18 protein-coding genes are annotated in these 15,096 nt (G+C 64.8%); 12 read left to right on the top strand and 6 right to left on the bottom strand.

From position 1 onward, the window contains the following. Window positions 1-56: 56 nt before the first annotated feature. Window positions 57-905: an SDR family NAD(P)-dependent oxidoreductase gene (locus HAPAU_RS13340; protein ID WP_066383585.1), complete on the bottom strand. Its 849-nt coding sequence runs from the start codon at window positions 903-905 to the stop codon at window positions 57-59. Between the two features lie 89 nt (window positions 906-994). Between HAPAU_RS13340 and HAPAU_RS13345 the strand changes: the two genes are divergently transcribed. Then, window positions 995-1,615 carry a methyltransferase domain-containing protein gene (locus HAPAU_RS13345; RefSeq protein WP_066383587.1) on the top strand — a complete coding sequence of 207 codons (621 nt, stop codon included), beginning with the start codon at window positions 995-997 and terminating at the stop codon, window positions 1,613-1,615. 23 nt (window positions 1,616-1,638) lie between these two features. Here the strand turns inward: HAPAU_RS13345 and HAPAU_RS13350 are convergent, their stop codons facing one another. Then, window positions 1,639-2,103 (bottom strand): type IV pilin, encoded by a 465-nt coding sequence (locus tag HAPAU_RS13350; RefSeq protein ID WP_066383590.1) that lies wholly within the window; start codon window positions 2,101-2,103, stop codon window positions 1,639-1,641. 23 nt (window positions 2,104-2,126) lie between these two features. Next, entirely contained in the window at window positions 2,127-3,365 is a 1,239-nt protein-coding gene (locus HAPAU_RS13355) for a DUF7096 domain-containing protein (RefSeq protein WP_066383593.1), read from the bottom strand. 146 nt (window positions 3,366-3,511) lie between these two features. On the opposite strand from HAPAU_RS13355, the gene HAPAU_RS13360 reads away from it, so the two are divergent. The 3 genes from HAPAU_RS13360 to HAPAU_RS13370 are packed head-to-tail and all read left to right on the top strand — an operon-like array spanning window position 3,512 to window position 6,441. Then, complete coding sequence (locus tag HAPAU_RS13360) at window positions 3,512-4,609, top strand: helix-turn-helix transcriptional regulator (protein ID WP_066383738.1); 1,098 nt, start codon at window positions 3,512-3,514, stop codon at window positions 4,607-4,609. 40 nt (window positions 4,610-4,649) lie between these two features. Further along, a complete protein-coding gene (locus HAPAU_RS13365) occupies window positions 4,650-5,426 on the top strand; it encodes an electron transfer flavoprotein subunit beta/FixA family protein (protein WP_066383597.1) in 777 nt (258 codons plus the stop codon). A gap of 58 nt (window positions 5,427-5,484) precedes the next feature. Continuing rightward, window positions 5,485-6,441: an electron transfer flavoprotein subunit alpha/FixB family protein gene (locus HAPAU_RS13370; RefSeq protein ID WP_066383600.1), complete on the top strand. Its 957-nt coding sequence runs from the start codon at window positions 5,485-5,487 to the stop codon at window positions 6,439-6,441. Here HAPAU_RS13370 and HAPAU_RS13375 read toward each other — a convergent pair. Next, window positions 6,438-7,157 (bottom strand): YqjF family protein, encoded by a 720-nt coding sequence (locus HAPAU_RS13375; protein ID WP_066383602.1) that lies wholly within the window; start codon window positions 7,155-7,157, stop codon window positions 6,438-6,440. The genes HAPAU_RS13370 and HAPAU_RS13375 overlap by 4 nt on opposite strands. Before the next feature lie 92 nt (window positions 7,158-7,249). Between HAPAU_RS13375 and HAPAU_RS13380 the strand changes: the two genes are divergently transcribed. Next, window positions 7,250-8,092: a polyprenyl synthetase family protein gene (locus tag HAPAU_RS13380; RefSeq protein ID WP_066383604.1), complete on the top strand. Its 843-nt coding sequence runs from the start codon at window positions 7,250-7,252 to the stop codon at window positions 8,090-8,092. 57 nt (window positions 8,093-8,149) lie between these two features. Further along, entirely contained in the window at window positions 8,150-8,416 is a 267-nt protein-coding gene (locus tag HAPAU_RS13385; RefSeq protein ID WP_066383607.1) for a hypothetical protein, read from the top strand. A 5-nt stretch (window positions 8,417-8,421) separates the two neighbouring features. Here HAPAU_RS13385 and HAPAU_RS13390 read toward each other — a convergent pair whose 3' ends face one another. Next, complete coding sequence (locus tag HAPAU_RS13390; RefSeq protein WP_066383616.1) at window positions 8,422-9,507, bottom strand: DUF373 family protein; 1,086 nt, start codon at window positions 9,505-9,507, stop codon at window positions 8,422-8,424. Between the two features lie 116 nt (window positions 9,508-9,623). Between HAPAU_RS13390 and HAPAU_RS13395 the strand changes: the two genes are divergently transcribed. The 3 genes from HAPAU_RS13395 to HAPAU_RS13405 all read left to right on the top strand — a co-directional run bounded on the left by HAPAU_RS13395 (window position 9,624) and on the right by HAPAU_RS13405 (window position 11,726). After that, entirely contained in the window at window positions 9,624-10,616 is a 993-nt protein-coding gene (locus HAPAU_RS13395) for a radical SAM protein (RefSeq protein WP_066383621.1), read from the top strand. Between the two features lie 167 nt (window positions 10,617-10,783). After that, a complete protein-coding gene (locus HAPAU_RS13400; RefSeq protein ID WP_066383623.1) occupies window positions 10,784-11,242 on the top strand; it encodes a TRAM domain-containing protein in 459 nt (152 codons plus the stop codon). Window positions 11,243-11,249: 7 nt separating this feature from the next. Then, complete coding sequence (locus tag HAPAU_RS13405) at window positions 11,250-11,726, top strand: Tfx family DNA-binding protein (RefSeq protein WP_066383626.1); 477 nt, start codon at window positions 11,250-11,252, stop codon at window positions 11,724-11,726. 974 nt (window positions 11,727-12,700) lie between these two features. Here HAPAU_RS13405 and HAPAU_RS13415 read toward each other — a convergent pair. Next, the gene (locus HAPAU_RS13415) at window positions 12,701-12,949 is read right to left on the bottom strand and encodes a DUF7091 family protein (RefSeq protein WP_084383732.1); all 249 of its coding nucleotides are present in this window, start codon (window positions 12,947-12,949) and stop codon (window positions 12,701-12,703) included. Between the two features lie 260 nt (window positions 12,950-13,209). Here HAPAU_RS13415 and HAPAU_RS13420 point away from each other — a divergent pair, with 260 nt between their 5' ends. Genes HAPAU_RS13420 through HAPAU_RS13430 form a run of 3 tightly spaced genes read left to right on the top strand, consistent with a single transcriptional unit; the run spans window position 13,210 to window position 15,070 of the window. Next, window positions 13,210-14,139 (top strand): replication factor A, encoded by a 930-nt coding sequence (locus HAPAU_RS13420; RefSeq protein ID WP_066383633.1) that lies wholly within the window; start codon window positions 13,210-13,212, stop codon window positions 14,137-14,139. Beyond that, window positions 14,140-14,745, top strand: coding sequence for an RPA family protein (locus HAPAU_RS13425; RefSeq protein ID WP_066383640.1), 606 nt, complete (start codon window positions 14,140-14,142; stop codon window positions 14,743-14,745). It begins immediately after the preceding gene. A 58-nt stretch (window positions 14,746-14,803) separates the two neighbouring features. Then, window positions 14,804-15,070, top strand: a complete 267-nt coding sequence (locus tag HAPAU_RS13430; protein WP_157078470.1) for a hypothetical protein — start codon at window positions 14,804-14,806, stop codon at window positions 15,068-15,070. The last annotated feature ends 26 nt before the right edge of the window (window positions 15,071-15,096 follow it).

Raw genomic sequence — 15,096 nt, forward strand, 5'->3', positions numbered from 1 at the left:
AGGAGGTAGGTTGCATGACGGGCTATAAGGGAGTTGCGAAAAGAGAGCCCAGAGGCTCAGTACGTCAGCGTATACCCGCCATCGAACAGCAGGTCCCCGCCGTCGAGGAATCGACCGTGCTTCGAGAGCCCGAAGGCGAAGACGTTCGCCACCTCGACGGGGTCCATCAGCTCCGTGACCCGTGCCTCCCCGAGCATCACGTCCTCGACGACTTCCCGCTCCGTGATCCCGCGGTTCTCTGCGGTGTCGGCGATCTGGTTCACCACGAGCGGCGTCTTCACGTAGGCGGTGCTCAGCGAGAAGGCGCGCACGTCGCCCTCGCCCTCGGCGGCGATCGACTGGGTCAGCCCCCGAAGCCCGAACTTCGCGACGTTGTACGCGACCTTGTCCCGGGTGACGTAATGACCGTGGATCGAACACATGTTCGCGACCGCGCCGCCGCCGGCCTCGCGCATGTGTGGTAGACAGAGCTTCGAGAGCACCATCGGCGCACGAAGCATCAGCCGGTGCATCAGGTCGTACTTCTCCAGTGGGAACTCCTCCATCGGCGCGACGTGCTGAATGCCGGCGATGTTCGCGAGATATCGAACAGTACCCTCCTCGCTTGCGGCCTCGACGATCGCCTCCAAGGCGGTGTCGTCTGTCAGGTCTCCGGGCGTCGTCACGATCCGCCCGTCGAGGTCGAGGTCGGCGTGACGGTCCGTGGTCTCGTCGAGCCCGTCCTCGTCGACGTCAGTCGCACAGACGGTCAGCCCGTTGTGTGCGAGCACGAGCGCGGTCGTCCGCCCGATCCCCGAGGCCGCGCCGGTGACGATGGCGACGTTCTCGGTCGAGAAGCGCTCGTCGGGAACCGTGAGGACCTGCTCGCGGGCGAGTCGTGGTGGTTCGATGTCGTCGGTTGCCATATCCGAGCATCGCCGCCCCGGTCCGTGTGTATTTCGGTGGTCGCGTCGAAGAGAGGGGATTAAATGAACACGAACCCAACACGCCGCCGATGGGAGTCCTCGAAAACAAGGCGCGGGCGCGGCTGTTCTACAAGTACCTCTCGAAGGTCTACGACCGGGTCAACCCCTTCATCTGGAACGAGGCGATGCGCGGACAGGCTCTCTCGATGCTCGACATCGACGAGACGGATCGGGTCCTCGACGTGGGCTGTGGCACCGGCTTCGCCACCGAGGGACTGCTCCAACAGAGCGATGACGTCCACGGCCTCGATCAGAGCCCTCACCAGCTCGAGAAGGCGTGGGCGAAGCTCGGCAAGCACGACCCCGTGAAGTTCTATCTGGGCGACGCCGAACGCCTCCCCTTCGCCGACGACAGCTTCGACGTCGTCTGGTCGTCGGGTTCGATCGAGTACTGGCCCGACCCCGTCGCCACTCTCGCGGAGATCCGCCGGGTGACGAAACCGGGCGGGCAGGTGCTCGTCGTCGGTCCGAACTACCCGAAAACGGGAATCATGCAGAAGGTCGCCGATTCGATCATGCTGTTTTACGACGCCGAGGAGGCAGACCGGATGTTCACCGAGGCCGGCTTCGAGGAGGTCGAACACCGACTGATGGGGCCCTCCTACGACCCCGACATCGCGATCACGTCGGTCGCGCGCGTTACCGAGTGAGGTCGAGGAGTCGAGTTACCGGGTTAGGAGGCGGTCGTCTCGACGGTCGCGATCGGCAGGTCGTCCTCGTAGATACGGATCACGACGCTGCTTCCGGGATCGGGGTGGGGGCCGTTCGTCGTCTTGGCGATTGTCAGACTCGCCGACTCCCCGCGGGTCCACTCCGGATCAGTCCCGGCGTTGAAGGGGCCACTCGGGAACCCAGTGAACCCACTTTGAGAGTACGCCGGCACCGCCGGCTGCGTTTCGAGGGGCTCGCCGTCGACTTCGACGACGAGCGAGAGGTCACGAACGTCGAGCGGGCCGCCCCGATCGAGGGTGAGCGTGATCCCGTTCTCCTCGGCGTCGACCGCGCCGCTGACGACGACCGCCGACGCCGGATCGGAGGGTTCGTAGGCGAGCGCCATCGCGCCGACGGTCGCGCTCAGAAGCACCGCACAGGCGACGAGGAGGACGACGCCGATCACCGGGGAAATCGCTCGGGCCACACCCCTGTTGGATCCCTGATGGGTTATGAACCTTCGGCGGCGCGGACGGTCCCCTGGCTCGCGGTCTCCTCGTCGACGGTGAACTCGACCTCGTCCCCACCGACGGTCGCCGTGACCGTCATCGAACCGCGCGGGGCGACGAACCAGACCGGGCCGTCGTCGGTCGTTCCGACGGTACGGTCGTTGATCGTGACCTCGCCCGAGAGCGCCGCACCGGTCTCGGCGTCGGCGAGCGTCACCTTCGCCGGTCCGCCCGGAACGGTCCCGCTGACCGTGGTCGTGATGCCATCCGTGGTGTTGGTCTCGACGACCCGGGTGTCGAGTTGGTCGAGGCGCAGCATCTTGAACTCCCGATAGACGTCACCGGTCCTGGTATCGAGGAACACCGTCAGCGAGCCCTCGCTGTAGGTTCCGGTTCCCCGATGGGTGTTGTAACCGACCTCGCTGTAGCTCCAGCGGGCCTCCGGGAATATCGAGGGGTAGAGCTCCGCGATCCGATCCTCGGACTGGCCGAGGCTCGAGTACTGCGGTTCCGCGTCGAGGTCGCGCCGGTCCATCCGGTGGGCTTCGCGATAGAAACGGTCGCCGTCGATCATTGCGAGAACGACGCCCTCGCCGCCGGTCTCGACGTGGACGCGCGCCGGGTCGGCCTCGCCGTGGACCATCCCCGCGACCCGCTCGCGGACCGGCCCCTGCATCGTGTGCGTCTCGGTCTCCATCGCCTCCAGTTCCGAGTCGAGCGAGACGCCGGGGGTGTCAGCCGTCTGTTCTTCGAGCGTCGTCACCGACGCCTCGAGGACGGCGGCGTTCGCGTGGACCTCCGCGAGCGTGGCGAGCAGTTCGCGCTCGGAGCTGTTGCCCTCGTAATAGGCCGTGTAGGCGGTCCGTTCGCGCTCGCGGAGCCGGGCGACCGCCTCCAAGAGTCGATCGGCCTCCTCGCGGATGATCGCCCGCCGTTCGGCGTCCGAGCCGGCCTGTTCCATGCGCGCATCGAACCGGTGGTTGGCGTAGCGCGCCTCCAGCCGGTTGGAGTCCTCGCTGAGGGCCGCCCCGAGGTCGACGCCGACGTAGCCCGTACCGCTTGCGGCCGGCCCCTCGGAGAGTTCGAGCCAGTCGATCGCTGCGGCGTCGACGGCGGCCTGTGAGCCCGTCGATCGGTCGAGTCCGGTCCCGACGGCCGGGGCGAGCGCACTGGAAACGGCGACGGCGGGCAGCGAACAGACGAGGAGGGCTGCGAGGATCACCGGGAGCAGCCGGGTCATAGTGAATCTACATCACACGTCTAGTACAAAAACTGTTCGACATGGACTAATGCTATACTGTATGAAATTATCGGTGAACGAGATCGTTATATGGTCGTTTATTTAGCATGGAAAGCATTTTCTCCCCCCGGGGACCACGCTACTGTATGCGGACGTCCGTCGCCGTCGTTTTCGGCCTCTGTCTGGTGGCTGCCATCGGGGGCCTCGCCCTCGGTGCGGAGCCGGCGGCGGGCCAGTCCTCCGGGATCGCATCAGATGTCGACAACACCTCCCAGACCATCGAGATCCGACTCGAGGAGGACGGCGACGCGAACGTCTCGGTCTACAAGCAGTTCTCGCTCGAAACCGAGGAGGACCGGGCCACGTTCGAGCGTCTCGCCGGGGAGTTCGAGAACGGCGAGGCGAGCGGCGAGCTCTCGGTCGACGTCTTCGAGCGGCTCGCGATCGCCGCCGAGGACGAGACGGGTCGCGAGATGGCGATCGAACGCGTCGATCGGGAGGCCGAATCGACCTCGAGCACGGGAACCCTGCGTCTGAGCTTCACCTGGAGCGGGTTCGCCGACGCCACCGACGGGACCCTCGAGGTCGGCGACGTCTTCACCATCGACGGCGAGACGTGGCTTCCCTCGCTGTCGGCAGACCAGCGGCTGGTGATCCAAGCGCCGGAGGACTACGCCGTCGAGAACGCGGACCCGCGCGCGGCCATCGAGGACGGGACGATCGTCTGGGAGGGACTCCAGCAGTTCGAGCCCGGGCAGCCGACGACGACGCTCGTCCCGAGCAATCGGACGGGCGAAGGGTTTTCGCTGCTGACGGTCGGGTTCGGTCTCGGCCTCGTGGGTGCGATCGTCCTGCTGATCTACTTCCTCTCACGACGACGCGACGACACCCCGCTCGTACCGACGGCGATCGGCGGCGATCGGGGGTGGGCGACGATACTCACTCCCGCTTCCGATCGCTCGAGCAGCGAGCCTCCCGCCGTGTCGCCCGACCCCGATCCGACGGACTCCGAGGACGGACCCGACCCGTTTGCCGGCGTCGACGAGGACCTGTTGTCGGACGAGGAGCGGGTTCTCCGGCTCCTCGGGGCGAACGACGGCCGAATGAAGCAGGCAACGATCGTCGTCGAGACCGACTGGTCGAACGCGAAGGTCTCACAACTCCTCTCGTCGATGGAAGAAGACGGCGAGATCGAGAAACTACGGATCGGACGGGAGAACCTCATCACCCTCGCCGAGGAGTAGTTCCGAAAACGTTTACCAAGGCGATGCGGAATGGTCGTTGATGAAGGTTCTCGTGACCGTCGCGGAGGTGGGAACCGTCGAGGACGACTTCGAAATCGACGGCGCTGCCATCGACGAACGGTACCTCGAATACGACCTCAACGAGTGGGACGACTACGCCGTCGAGGAGGCCGTTCAGCTCGAAGAGGAGGGCCTCGCAGACGAGGTCGTCACGGTGACGATCGGTCCCGAACGCTCCGAGGAGACGATCCGAATGGCGCTCGCGAAGGGAGCCGACCGCGCGATCCGCGTCTGGGACAGCTCCTTCGAAGGGCTGCTCGACGTGGCCGCCAAAACGGAGATCCTGCGGGCGGTCGTCGCCGAGGAGGAGCCCGACCTGATCCTCGGCGGGGTCCAGACCGGCGACGCCATGTTCGGTGCGACCGGCGTCTCGCTCGCCGCGGCCATCGACTACCCGTGGGCCGCCGTCGTCAACGATCTGGAGTTCGACGGCGAGACCGCGAGCGTCCACCGCGAACTCGAAGGCGGCGTCGAGGAGCTCACGGACGTCGAGACGCCCGCCGTTCTGACCATCCAAACCGGGATCAACGAGCCGCGCTACGCGAGCCTCAGAGGGATCCGACAGGCCCAGAGCAAGGAGATCGCCGTCCAGACGCTCGCCGATCTGGGTCTCGACGGCCTCGACAGCGACCTCCGGCTCACGGAGATGTACGAGCCGGAGGTCGAAAGCGACGCGACGGTCTTCGAGGGGAACGCCGAGGACACCGCCGTCCAGCTCGCGGGCGTCCTCCGCGAGAAGGGGGTGGGCGCACAATGACGACCGGTGTGCGCTCGATGCGTACCGACGGCATCGTTCTCACGAAGGGTGAGAGCCGATGACGGGCGTTCTGGCGATCGCCGAACACCGCCGCGGCGAACTGCGCGACGTGAGCTACGAGCTGATCGGTGCGGGCCGCGAACTCGCCGACGACCTCGACGAGGAACTCCACGTCGCGGTCATCAGCGGGCAGGTCGAGGAGTTCGCCCGCTCGCTCTCGAAGGAGGGCGTCGACGTCGTCCATACGGTACCCGACGGCGCGGAGTTCAACCACGACGTCTACACGCAGGTCACGGAACAACTCGCCGACGAACTCGACCCGTCGGTCGTGTTGATGCCCAACTCGGTCAACGGCCTCGATTACGGGCCCGCAGTCGCCGCCAGGCTCGGTCGGCCGCTGGTGACCGACGTGGTCGATGCGTCCTTCGAGGACGGGTTCGTCGCGACCCGCGAGATGTACGGTTCGAAAGTCGAGACGACCGTCGAGGTCGACGCCGAGCGGGTCGCGGTGATGATCCGCGGCGGCGAGTGGCCCGGCGCGACCGGCAACGGCGACACCGAGGTCAGGGAGTTCGAGGCCGATATCGACGAGTCGGCGGTCCGGACGACGGTCACGGGCTTCGAGGAGGTCGGCGGCGGTGACGTCGATATCAGCGACGCCGAGGTGCTCGTCAGCGTCGGGCGGGGCATCGGGGAGGAGGAGAACATCGAGCTGATCGAGGAGCTCGCGGAGGCGCTCGATGCGACCCTGTCGTCCTCGCGGCCCATCGTCGACAACGAGTGGCTGCCCAAGAACAGGCAGGTCGGCCAGTCGGGCAAGACCGTCACGCCCGAGGTCTACATCGCGATCGGCATCTCAGGGGCGGTCCAGCACGTCGCCGGGATGAAAGGCTCGGAGACGATCGTCGCGATCAACACCGACCCGAACGCGCCGATCTTCGACATCGCGGACTACGGCATCGTCGACGACCTCTTCGACGTGGTGCCGGCGCTGATCGACGAGTTCGAGGGCTAGGGGTACTCGGTTCGCCCGCGTTCGCGTCGCTTGCTGCCGGTCGTCGTCACCTCAAGGCCGGGACTGTAGTAACAGACGGGCTCGGAGTCGGGACGGGCGAACCCGTTGGCCTCGAACAGCGTGTTCTCCTCCAGCCGTGCCGTTGCCGGATACAGCGTCCACGGGCCGTGATCGACGTCGGTGTAGCGGACGGCTCCATCGGCTCCCTGCGTGTAGAGCCGTCTGCGCTCGGTCAGGAACGCCGCACGGGAGCCCGGTTCTGGGATGAAGGGCTCGCCCGTCGGCCCGTAGGTCGCCGAAAAGCGAACGGGCCGGTCGCCGGGGTGGAGCCGCCGGCTCGCGAAGTGCACCTCCCCGTCTGTCGCCTCCACCTCGATCCGGGCGTAGTAGTAGGGAAGCCGGTGGAACAGGCGCGCGCCGAGGACGCTCGCGACCCCCTGTGCGTCGAGACTGAAGAAGTAGACCCCCGGTTCGCCCCAGTGGGTGACGTAGGTTCGGAGGTTGAGTTCGGGGAGGTCGATCCCCACACGTCGAGGGAGCCTGCGCGGGCGAGTGTCGACGTTGACGAAGGGGACGACCGAGAGCCAGCCGGCTCCTTCATGGGTATCGACCGACAGCGCGTCGGGCAGGTGCGAATCGAGTCGGTCGGGATCGACCGACCAGTTGGCGAACAGGAGGTGTCGCCACCCGAACGTAAGCGGGAGCGGAACGTCCATACGCGGCGTACGTCGCCCCGTCGGTTAACCCCGGCGTCGGGAGCGCCGTCGATCCGTCATCTACTTGCCTCGACCGCCCCGAATGCCCGGTAATGGAGTATCTCGAACGTCGCCAAGCGCTCGTCGACGAGCGCCTGGAGGCCATCGTGGGCGGGGTCGAGCCCGATCGCCTCGCCCACGAGGTGGGCCACACGGCGCTGTCGGGGGGAAAGCGGGTCCGCCCGACGGTGACGGTGCTGGTCTGCGAGGCCGTCGGCGGCGAGCCGGACGACGCCGTGGACTTCGGCGTCGGGATCGAACTCGTCCACAACGCCTCGCTCGTGGTCGACGACATCATCGACCAGTCGGCGAGACGCCGCGGCGTCGAGAGCGCGTGGACGAAGTACGGCTACGGCCCGGCGATCATCGGGAGCGACGCCCAGCTCGGCGAGGCCTTCGCGCTGTTCTCGGCGGATCCACGCGCGATGCAGACGGTGACCGAGGCGATGGTCGAACTCGGGGAGGGCGAGGCCACGGAGCTGGTGGCCCAGCCGAGTTCGGAGGCCGAGTACATGGAACTCGCCCGACGCAAAACCGGCGCGTTGTTTCGTGCCGCGGCCGAACTCGGGGCGATCGCTACGGACGCCGACGCCGTCACCGTCGAGGCCGTCGGCGAGTACGCAGAACGGGTCGGGATAGCCTTCCAGATCCGCGACGACGTGCTGGATGCGACGGCCGACGCCGACGATCTCGGAAAGCCCACGGGACAGGACGACGAGATGGAACGGCCCTCCCTGCTACAGGTGACCGACCTCACGCCGGAGGAGGCGGACCAGCGTGCCCACGACCAGTCCGAGGCCGCACTCAAGGCGCTCTCGCGGATCGAGGTCGCGGACGAACAGGCCCACGAGTACCTCCACGATCTCGCGGAGTTCGTCGTTATTCGTGAACAATAACCCGGTTTTAGCGCTTGGCCAACGGACCTTTATCCGCCGAGACCGTACGTCCGTCCAATGACGCGACCCGTCCACGCGACCGACCCCGACGGCCCGCCCGACAGGAAATCCGTGCTGTTCTGTCCGAACTGTGAACACTGGAGCCCGGTCGATGGCGACTGGACCGTCCGCGAACGTGCGACGAGCGTCGAGTACCGCTGTCCCGACTGCGAGGCGCGGATCACCGAGCGCGAACGCGAGCAACCGCCCATCGCGCGGGCGTGGTCCGCGTGGGTCCGCGCGGCGAGCGCGTGGTTCAAACCGCCCAAACGGCTTCGGGCCTGAAACGCTCAGGTCGGCTCCGCCCGGCGATCTATTCTCGATTCGGCGATAGCGAAGACGAGCGTGCTCGCGAGTCCCAGCAGCGTGCCGACCGTGAGCGCGATCGCCACATAGGGAAGGTCCCGATAGCCCAGCACGAACGCGCTGACAGCGTGGAGCACGACCGCGATCGAGACGACGTAAAACGGCGCGTTGAGGTAGCGCCACTCGAAACGCCCCGCGAGGTACTCGTCGGTGATCTGGCCCAGACTGGAGGTGATCCCGGCGGCGGCGAACCACTGGATCGCGCCGTAGACCAGCGCGGCGATCACGCCGCCGGTCCCTAGTGTCGTCCCCACGCGAGCACGCTCGAGGGCCTCGAGCCCGCCGACGCCGCCGATGAACAGCAACGCGGCCGCCACCACGTAGGTGATCAGGGTCACACGACCGGTGTAGAGCAACTGTCGGCCGCGTTCTGCGTACTCGTCGACCGTCGTTTCGAGCCCGAGCCCCCGGAACAGAACGTACAGGCCCAGCATCGCCGAGAGCACCCCGAGGATACTGCCGGGGAGTCCGAGCAGGTCGGCGACGGCCACGAGCGGATAGATCAACAGGAGAATACCGAGTGGAATGAGGATCGTCCCCCTCGTCTCGGGGTCGTTCAGCACCTGCTTGATCGTGTAATACATCGATTCTAAGTCCTGAGCCTGCCGGACGACGACCCGGCGCACGCCGTCGACCGGAACGCGCGAACGGATCACGGGGATGACGCTCTCGTCCTGGGCACCGTCAGTGACGATGATCACGGAGACGGACTCGCCGGTCGCCAGTCCCGCGAGCACGCGGTCGAGTTCGTCCCCGACCTCGCGGTTGGCGCTGACGTCGGCCTTCGCGTTGCCGGTGATGGCGGCGACTTCGACGGCCTCGCCCTCGCTCGCGAGCCGGTCGTAGAGGTGGGTACCCTGAAAGAGGACGTTCACGTCGGAGTCCTCGGGATCGGCGGTAGCGAGCGCGACGGCGGCGGCCTCACAGGCCTCACGGCCGACGACCGGGGTGTCGAAGCCGGTCTTCCGGCCGATGTCGTCGTCGAGGTCGACACACAACACCAGCAGCATCGGGCGGGTCTACGCTACGGGCGGATAAGGACCTTCGGGGAATCGATTGCCGCGGCGAGGCCCTCGGGACGAACCCGTGTGTCTTTTGTCCATCGGACGCGTTGTCGGAACACGAAATGATCTCGAAGGGCTGTGAGCAGTGCGCAAAAGGGGGGAAGATGGTGCTGTTCGTCTACGGCTACTGCGACCAGCGCGACTGCTTTTACTGTCCCTTGGGGGAAAACCGGAAGAACGTCACGCAGGTCTACGCCAACGAGCGCCCCGTCGAGAACGATTCCGACGTGATCGAGGAGGCAAAGCGGATGGACGCTTTGGGTACCTCGCTGACGGGCGGCGAACCACAGGAGGCCATGGAGAAGACCTGCCGGTATCTGCGCCTGCTCAAAGAGGAGTTCGGTGCCGACCACCACACCCACCTCTATACGGGCATCACGGGCGGACGCGAGAACATGCGCCGACTCAGCGAGGCGGGCCTCGACGAGATCCGATTCCACCCTCCCCTAGAGCTTTGGGGCGAGATGCACGGCACCGAATGGGAGGAGATCCTCCATATCGCCCGCGAGGAGGGACTCACTCCTGCGTTCGAGATCCCCGGTATTCGCGCCGAAACCGAGTTCCTCGACTTCCTCGACGAGGGGGCGGCGGAGTTCTGTAACATCAACCAGTTCGAGATGAGCGACGGCAACTACAGGCGGATGCAGGAGGAGGGCTACGAGCTCGAAGAGGGCCACATGAGCGCCGTCGAGGGCTCGAAAGCTATCTTAGAGGAGATGGGCGATCACCCGAAAGTCTACTTCTGTACGAGCGTGTTCAAGGACGCCGCCCAGCACCGGAATCGCCTGAAACGGATGGCCCGCAACATCCGCCGGGAGTTCGACGAGATCACCGACGACGGCACCCTCGTGTATGGAAAGACCCGGGCGCCCGAAGCCCGACTCCGGGATCTGGACGTACCCGCGGAGTTCTACACCGCCAAATCGGATCACGTCGAACTCGCGTGGTGGCTCTTAGAGGAGATGGTCGAGGAAGGAGACCTGACCGAGGGCGAGATCGTCGAGCAGTACCCGACCTACGACGGGACGGTCGTGGAGCGAACGCCGTTAGCGTAGGCGGTCACGGTTGCGGCCCCGTTTTCCCCGCGAGCGAACGAAGTGAGCGAGCGGTAGCACCGAGTGACAGACGGGAACGAGGTGCGCTTTTGATCGGCCTTTTCCTGCGCTTCGCTGGCAAAAGGTGGGTCGTAAGCGTTTAGCCCGCCGCTTTGCTACCGTTCCGTATGCCGGACTGTCCGCTCGCAGACGAGTGCCCGAGTTATTCGGAGCGAATCGCAGGGATGGGGTGTCAACACTACGGGGATCGCGGCGGCGCCGAGTGGTGTAACCACTACAATCAGCCGATCCGCGAACTCAAACAACAGCCCGTCCAGCCCGGCGAAGAGGTCGTCATCGAGGTCGATGACATGCACGAGAGCGGAGCCGGCGTGGGTCGAACCGAGGACGGGTTCATCGTAATGGTCGATGGGATCCTGCCTGTGGCGCGCGCTCGCGTGAAGATCACGAGGGTCCACTCGAACCACGCCCGTGCCGAGGAGATCGAACGACTCCCGCTCGAATCCGAGGAGAACGAGGAGCGGGCCGAAACGGACGGCGAGTCCGAGGACGAGGAGACGGAAGGAAAGGGCAGAAAACCGAGTCGCGAACGGCTCGGCAGTCGTGACAACTTCTGGGGCGCATAGGCGCACCATGACCGAATCGAACGACTACGACGTCGACGCGTTGCTCGATCAGGTCGGCTTCGAGTCGGATCGAAACGTGCTGACCCGACGACAGGCCGAGGTGTTGGCACTGCGCGAACGCGACGTGCCACAAGCCGACATCGCCCATCGCCTCGGTACCTCCCGGGCGAACGTCTCGAGCATCGAGGCGAGCGCCCGGACGAACGTCGAAAAGGCCCGCGAAACGATCGCCTTCGCTGAAGCACTCAACGCTCCGGTTCGCGTGGACGTCGCCGCGGGCGCTGATCTCTACGACATTCCCTCTCGCGTGTATGCCGCCTGTGACGACGCCGGTGTGAAGGTCAACCAGACCGCGCCGGAACTGATGAAATCCGTCAGCGATGCTGCCGGTGACGCAGTGAGCGGACGTGAAGTCAAGCGCGACCTACTGGTAGGAGTCACAATGGACGGCACCGTACGAGTCCGGCGACAGGACACCGGTTGAACGAACTCCCGACGATCAGCCGGAGGTCCACCACAGATTATAAACCAACAGTGACGATAGAGAACCGGCGAGCGATGCTCTCGGTCGAGGTGGTGTGCACTAGGGAGGGTCGCGCTTCTGAAAACGGTCCTCGATCCCCCACCGGGACGATACCGACCGATCAGCCCCCGAGTTTCGGCGTGCCGAACGGATAAGTAGATCAAGTATTGTGGTAGAGTAAATCTAACAATGAGATAGGTCTCTCGAGATCGGTCTCGATGGATGTCGGCTATATGATGGGTGTCGGGATCTTCACCGCGCTCGGCATCGTCGCCGTCACCGCCAGTACTCTCGCGTGGCTCGCGTTCGTTGCCTTCGAGGGGTAGGAACTCCTCCTGTTTTCGACGGGCAATGCGCTCACTGCGATCCCCTCTAGCGCCGCTCGACTCTGGAAGAGATGGTCTGTGAGGACAACCTCCCGACCGAACTCCACGGAATCGACGACAGTGAGCCGAGACGACCGTTACTCATCACCGGCGCTCGCGGTGCTCGGAAGCTTGAACGCGATCAGTTCGTTTGCACCGCTGTCCTTTGTTGTGATCTCCGTCTACTACAGAGCGTTCCGGCGGTTGTGCTCTCGGTCTCGATCGCTTCGCGTTCGAAGTAACCGCTTCGATAGCGATGACGTCGATGACGAGCCCACCACGAACGTATCGACCTTGATGGTATATAGGTGAGACAGTAAGGCGATAGCGACAGACATCGCCCCGACCGCATCGATAACCGAGAGGGGACCCGTCACCATCGAGTCGCACCGTGGTATCGCAAGCGCGCTGATCGGTACGTCGGTCGAACCTCCTTAACCCCGATCCATCGTTCGAGAGGAGCCGTCTCGCCGAACCGCCTTTTATCCATCACCTATCGTTCTATATCGTAGAATAGAGTTTATCCCGGTCACGCGCGAATCGGACGCCCCAAAGAGGTACGAACGGAAGCTACCAGGTCTCGATCGTCTCGTTATGGAGGTCCTCGACACAGCCCTCACAGTCGGGATGACCGGCCTCGTAACACTCGGGACGACCGTCAGAATCGAGTTCGACGGCTCGCTTCTCGGCGTAGCGTCGACAGACGATGTGTGCGCGTTCGTTTTCGAGGACGGAATTTCTGGCGCCTTCGTAGTCGTGGCGTGCCTTCTCGTAGTGTCGCCCCGCTTTGCGGAGCGTCGTCCGTACGAAACGATTCATCGCCCGTCGATCCATACGGTTGCTACAGGAGCGCCACACAAAGACCCGTCGTCGAATTTACCTCGCGTCCGTACGGGAGTACGTTCGAGGTAGGTGTATCGATACGTACCGAACCGTCGGCTGACCGGATACGGACGCTCGCTACGGACGGTACTCGAGGATGGAGGGATCACTTTCACTCCGCTCACGGAACTTTTTATACTATCGGGGACCAACAGTCGTATGTCTCCCATTGAAAACGAAGCGGAGACAGTAAACCCATGACAGACCTGCGACAGCATGCGGAACGCATAGCAGACCAGTTCTCCGAACACCTCGATATCGACAGCGACGAGGTCGAGGCCCGACTCGAAACACTCGTCAGCGAGTACAAGATCCCCGCGGAGGAAGCACGTCGAAGCGTCACCAATCACTATCTGGACGAGGCAGGGTTGGAGCGCGACGCGCTCGGCGGTGGATCGAACAGCGAAGTAGAGCTCGCGGGAATCGACGCCGCAGAGCAATGGGTCGATCTGACCGTGAAGGTCGTCGACCTCTGGGAGCCCCGGAGCGACTCCATCGCTCAAGTGGGGCTGCTGGGTGATCCATCGGGCACCCTGAAGTTCACCAAGTGGGCGAAGTCGGATCTACCGGAACTCGAAGAAGACGCCGTCTACCGCCTAGAGAACGTCGTCACCGACGAGTATCAGGGTCAGTTCTCGGTAAAGCTCAACCGGACGACCACGATTACGGAGCTCGACGAGGAGCTCGAAGTCGGCGACGACGAGACCGAGATCGAAGGCGCGTTCGTGGACATCCAGTCGGGGTCGGGGCTGATCAAGCGCTGCCCCGAAGAGGGCTGTACCCGCGTCCTCCAGAACGGCCGGTGTTCGGAACACGGCGAGGTCGAAGGCGAGTTCGACCTCCGGATCAAGGGCGTCCTCGACGACGGCCGCGAGGTCCAGGAAGTGATCTTCGACAAGGAAGCGACCGAAGAGATCGCCGGGATCGGTTTGGACGAAGCCAAACAGATGGCGATGGACGCACTGGACACGACGGTCGTCGCCGACGAGATTCGAGGCAAACTGCTCGGGCGGTACTACCGCGTCCGAGGCCCGACGTTCGGCCGGTACGTACTCGCCGACGCGGTCGAGAAACTGGGCGAACCGACGGATCCTGAAGAGACGCTGATCAAAGCGAGGTCGATCTGAATGAGTCAAGCACCCACCCGCGAACTCGCCCAGCGCGTCTTCGCCAGCGAGTTCAACGACGCCGGCTACACGTTCAAGGAGAGCGACGACGAACGCGCGCCGCTGTACGCGCTGCTCCCGACGGGCGCGCGCGCGAACCGCGTGTTCATCGTCGGCACACTCACCGAGAAAAGCGACGTCGGCGAGGACAGCGAGTACTGGCAGGGTCGGATCGTCGACCCCACTGGTACGTTCTTCGTCTACGCCGGCCAGTACCAGCCCGAGGCGGCGAACTTCCTGCGCGAGGCCGAACCGCCGGCGTACGTCTCGATCGTCGGGAAGCCACGCACTTACGAAACCGACGACGGCGACGTCAACGTCTCGGTCCGACCGGAATCGATCACCGAGGTCGACGTCGGCACGCGGGATCGTTGGGTCGTCGAAACCGCAGAGCGCACGATCGAACGCATCGAGACGTTCGACGACGAGGCCAACGAGTACGCCGCGATGGCCCGCGAGGAGTACGACCTCCCGATCGAGGACTACCGGCGAGACCTACTCTCCGCACTCGAAAGCGTCGAGGAAGCCGACGACGAATCCGAAGAGAGCGCCGAAACTACGGCGTAACGACGTATCGTTTTCGATCGACACTGCCCTGAACGATCGCCAAAATCGAGGCGTCCGGGTGTCACTACCACCCGAACAGGCCGGCTACCAGCCCATGCAACCCGAACCCAACGAGAGGCAAGAACGTATCGATACGACCGACCGTCGGACGTCGCCGAGTGCCGGATGGCAAGCGGTGTACGCCGCGATGGGTGTCTCACCGAGCGGGGATGTAGAAGACGAAGAGACGGCACCGAAACGTGATCGAATACCCGAACGCGAGCAGTCAACCGAGGCGAGCGCGGGCGAAAACCACGCTTCGGTGGACCCATCGCCAGTCGTCTGACGAACGCTTAAGTGTTTTACGAGCGA

Origin of the sequence: Halalkalicoccus paucihalophilus (assembly GCF_001593955.1) — an archaeon.
GTDB lineage: Archaea > Halobacteriota > Halobacteria > Halobacteriales > Halalkalicoccaceae > Halalkalicoccus > Halalkalicoccus paucihalophilus.

What these genes read in the sequence shown, in the direction of transcription:
- HAPAU_RS13340 (WP_066383585.1), bottom strand. Translation starts at nt 905, where the DNA reads ATGGCAACCGACGACATCGAACCACCACGACTCGCCCGCGAGCAGGTC.
- HAPAU_RS13345 (WP_066383587.1), top strand. Translation starts at nt 995, where the DNA reads ATGGGAGTCCTCGAAAACAAGGCGCGGGCGCGGCTGTTCTACAAGTAC.
- HAPAU_RS13355 (WP_066383593.1), bottom strand. Translation starts at nt 3,365, where the DNA reads ATGACCCGGCTGCTCCCGGTGATCCTCGCAGCCCTCCTCGTCTGTTCG.
- HAPAU_RS13360 (WP_066383738.1), top strand. Translation starts at nt 3,512, where the DNA reads ATGCGGACGTCCGTCGCCGTCGTTTTCGGCCTCTGTCTGGTGGCTGCC.
- HAPAU_RS13365 (WP_066383597.1), top strand. Translation starts at nt 4,650, where the DNA reads ATGAAGGTTCTCGTGACCGTCGCGGAGGTGGGAACCGTCGAGGACGAC.
- HAPAU_RS13370 (WP_066383600.1), top strand. Translation starts at nt 5,485, where the DNA reads ATGACGGGCGTTCTGGCGATCGCCGAACACCGCCGCGGCGAACTGCGC.
- HAPAU_RS13375 (WP_066383602.1), bottom strand. Translation starts at nt 7,157, where the DNA reads ATGGACGTTCCGCTCCCGCTTACGTTCGGGTGGCGACACCTCCTGTTC.
- HAPAU_RS13380 (WP_066383604.1), top strand. Translation starts at nt 7,250, where the DNA reads ATGGAGTATCTCGAACGTCGCCAAGCGCTCGTCGACGAGCGCCTGGAG.
- HAPAU_RS13385 (WP_066383607.1), top strand. Translation starts at nt 8,150, where the DNA reads ATGACGCGACCCGTCCACGCGACCGACCCCGACGGCCCGCCCGACAGG.
- HAPAU_RS13390 (WP_066383616.1), bottom strand. Translation starts at nt 9,507, where the DNA reads ATGCTGCTGGTGTTGTGTGTCGACCTCGACGACGACATCGGCCGGAAG.
- HAPAU_RS13395 (WP_066383621.1), top strand. Translation starts at nt 9,624, where the DNA reads ATGATCTCGAAGGGCTGTGAGCAGTGCGCAAAAGGGGGGAAGATGGTG.
- HAPAU_RS13400 (WP_066383623.1), top strand. Translation starts at nt 10,784, where the DNA reads ATGCCGGACTGTCCGCTCGCAGACGAGTGCCCGAGTTATTCGGAGCGA.
- HAPAU_RS13405 (WP_066383626.1), top strand. Translation starts at nt 11,250, where the DNA reads ATGACCGAATCGAACGACTACGACGTCGACGCGTTGCTCGATCAGGTC.
- HAPAU_RS13415 (WP_084383732.1), bottom strand. Translation starts at nt 12,949, where the DNA reads ATGAATCGTTTCGTACGGACGACGCTCCGCAAAGCGGGGCGACACTAC.
- HAPAU_RS13420 (WP_066383633.1), top strand. Translation starts at nt 13,210, where the DNA reads ATGACAGACCTGCGACAGCATGCGGAACGCATAGCAGACCAGTTCTCC.
- HAPAU_RS13425 (WP_066383640.1), top strand. Translation starts at nt 14,140, where the DNA reads ATGAGTCAAGCACCCACCCGCGAACTCGCCCAGCGCGTCTTCGCCAGC.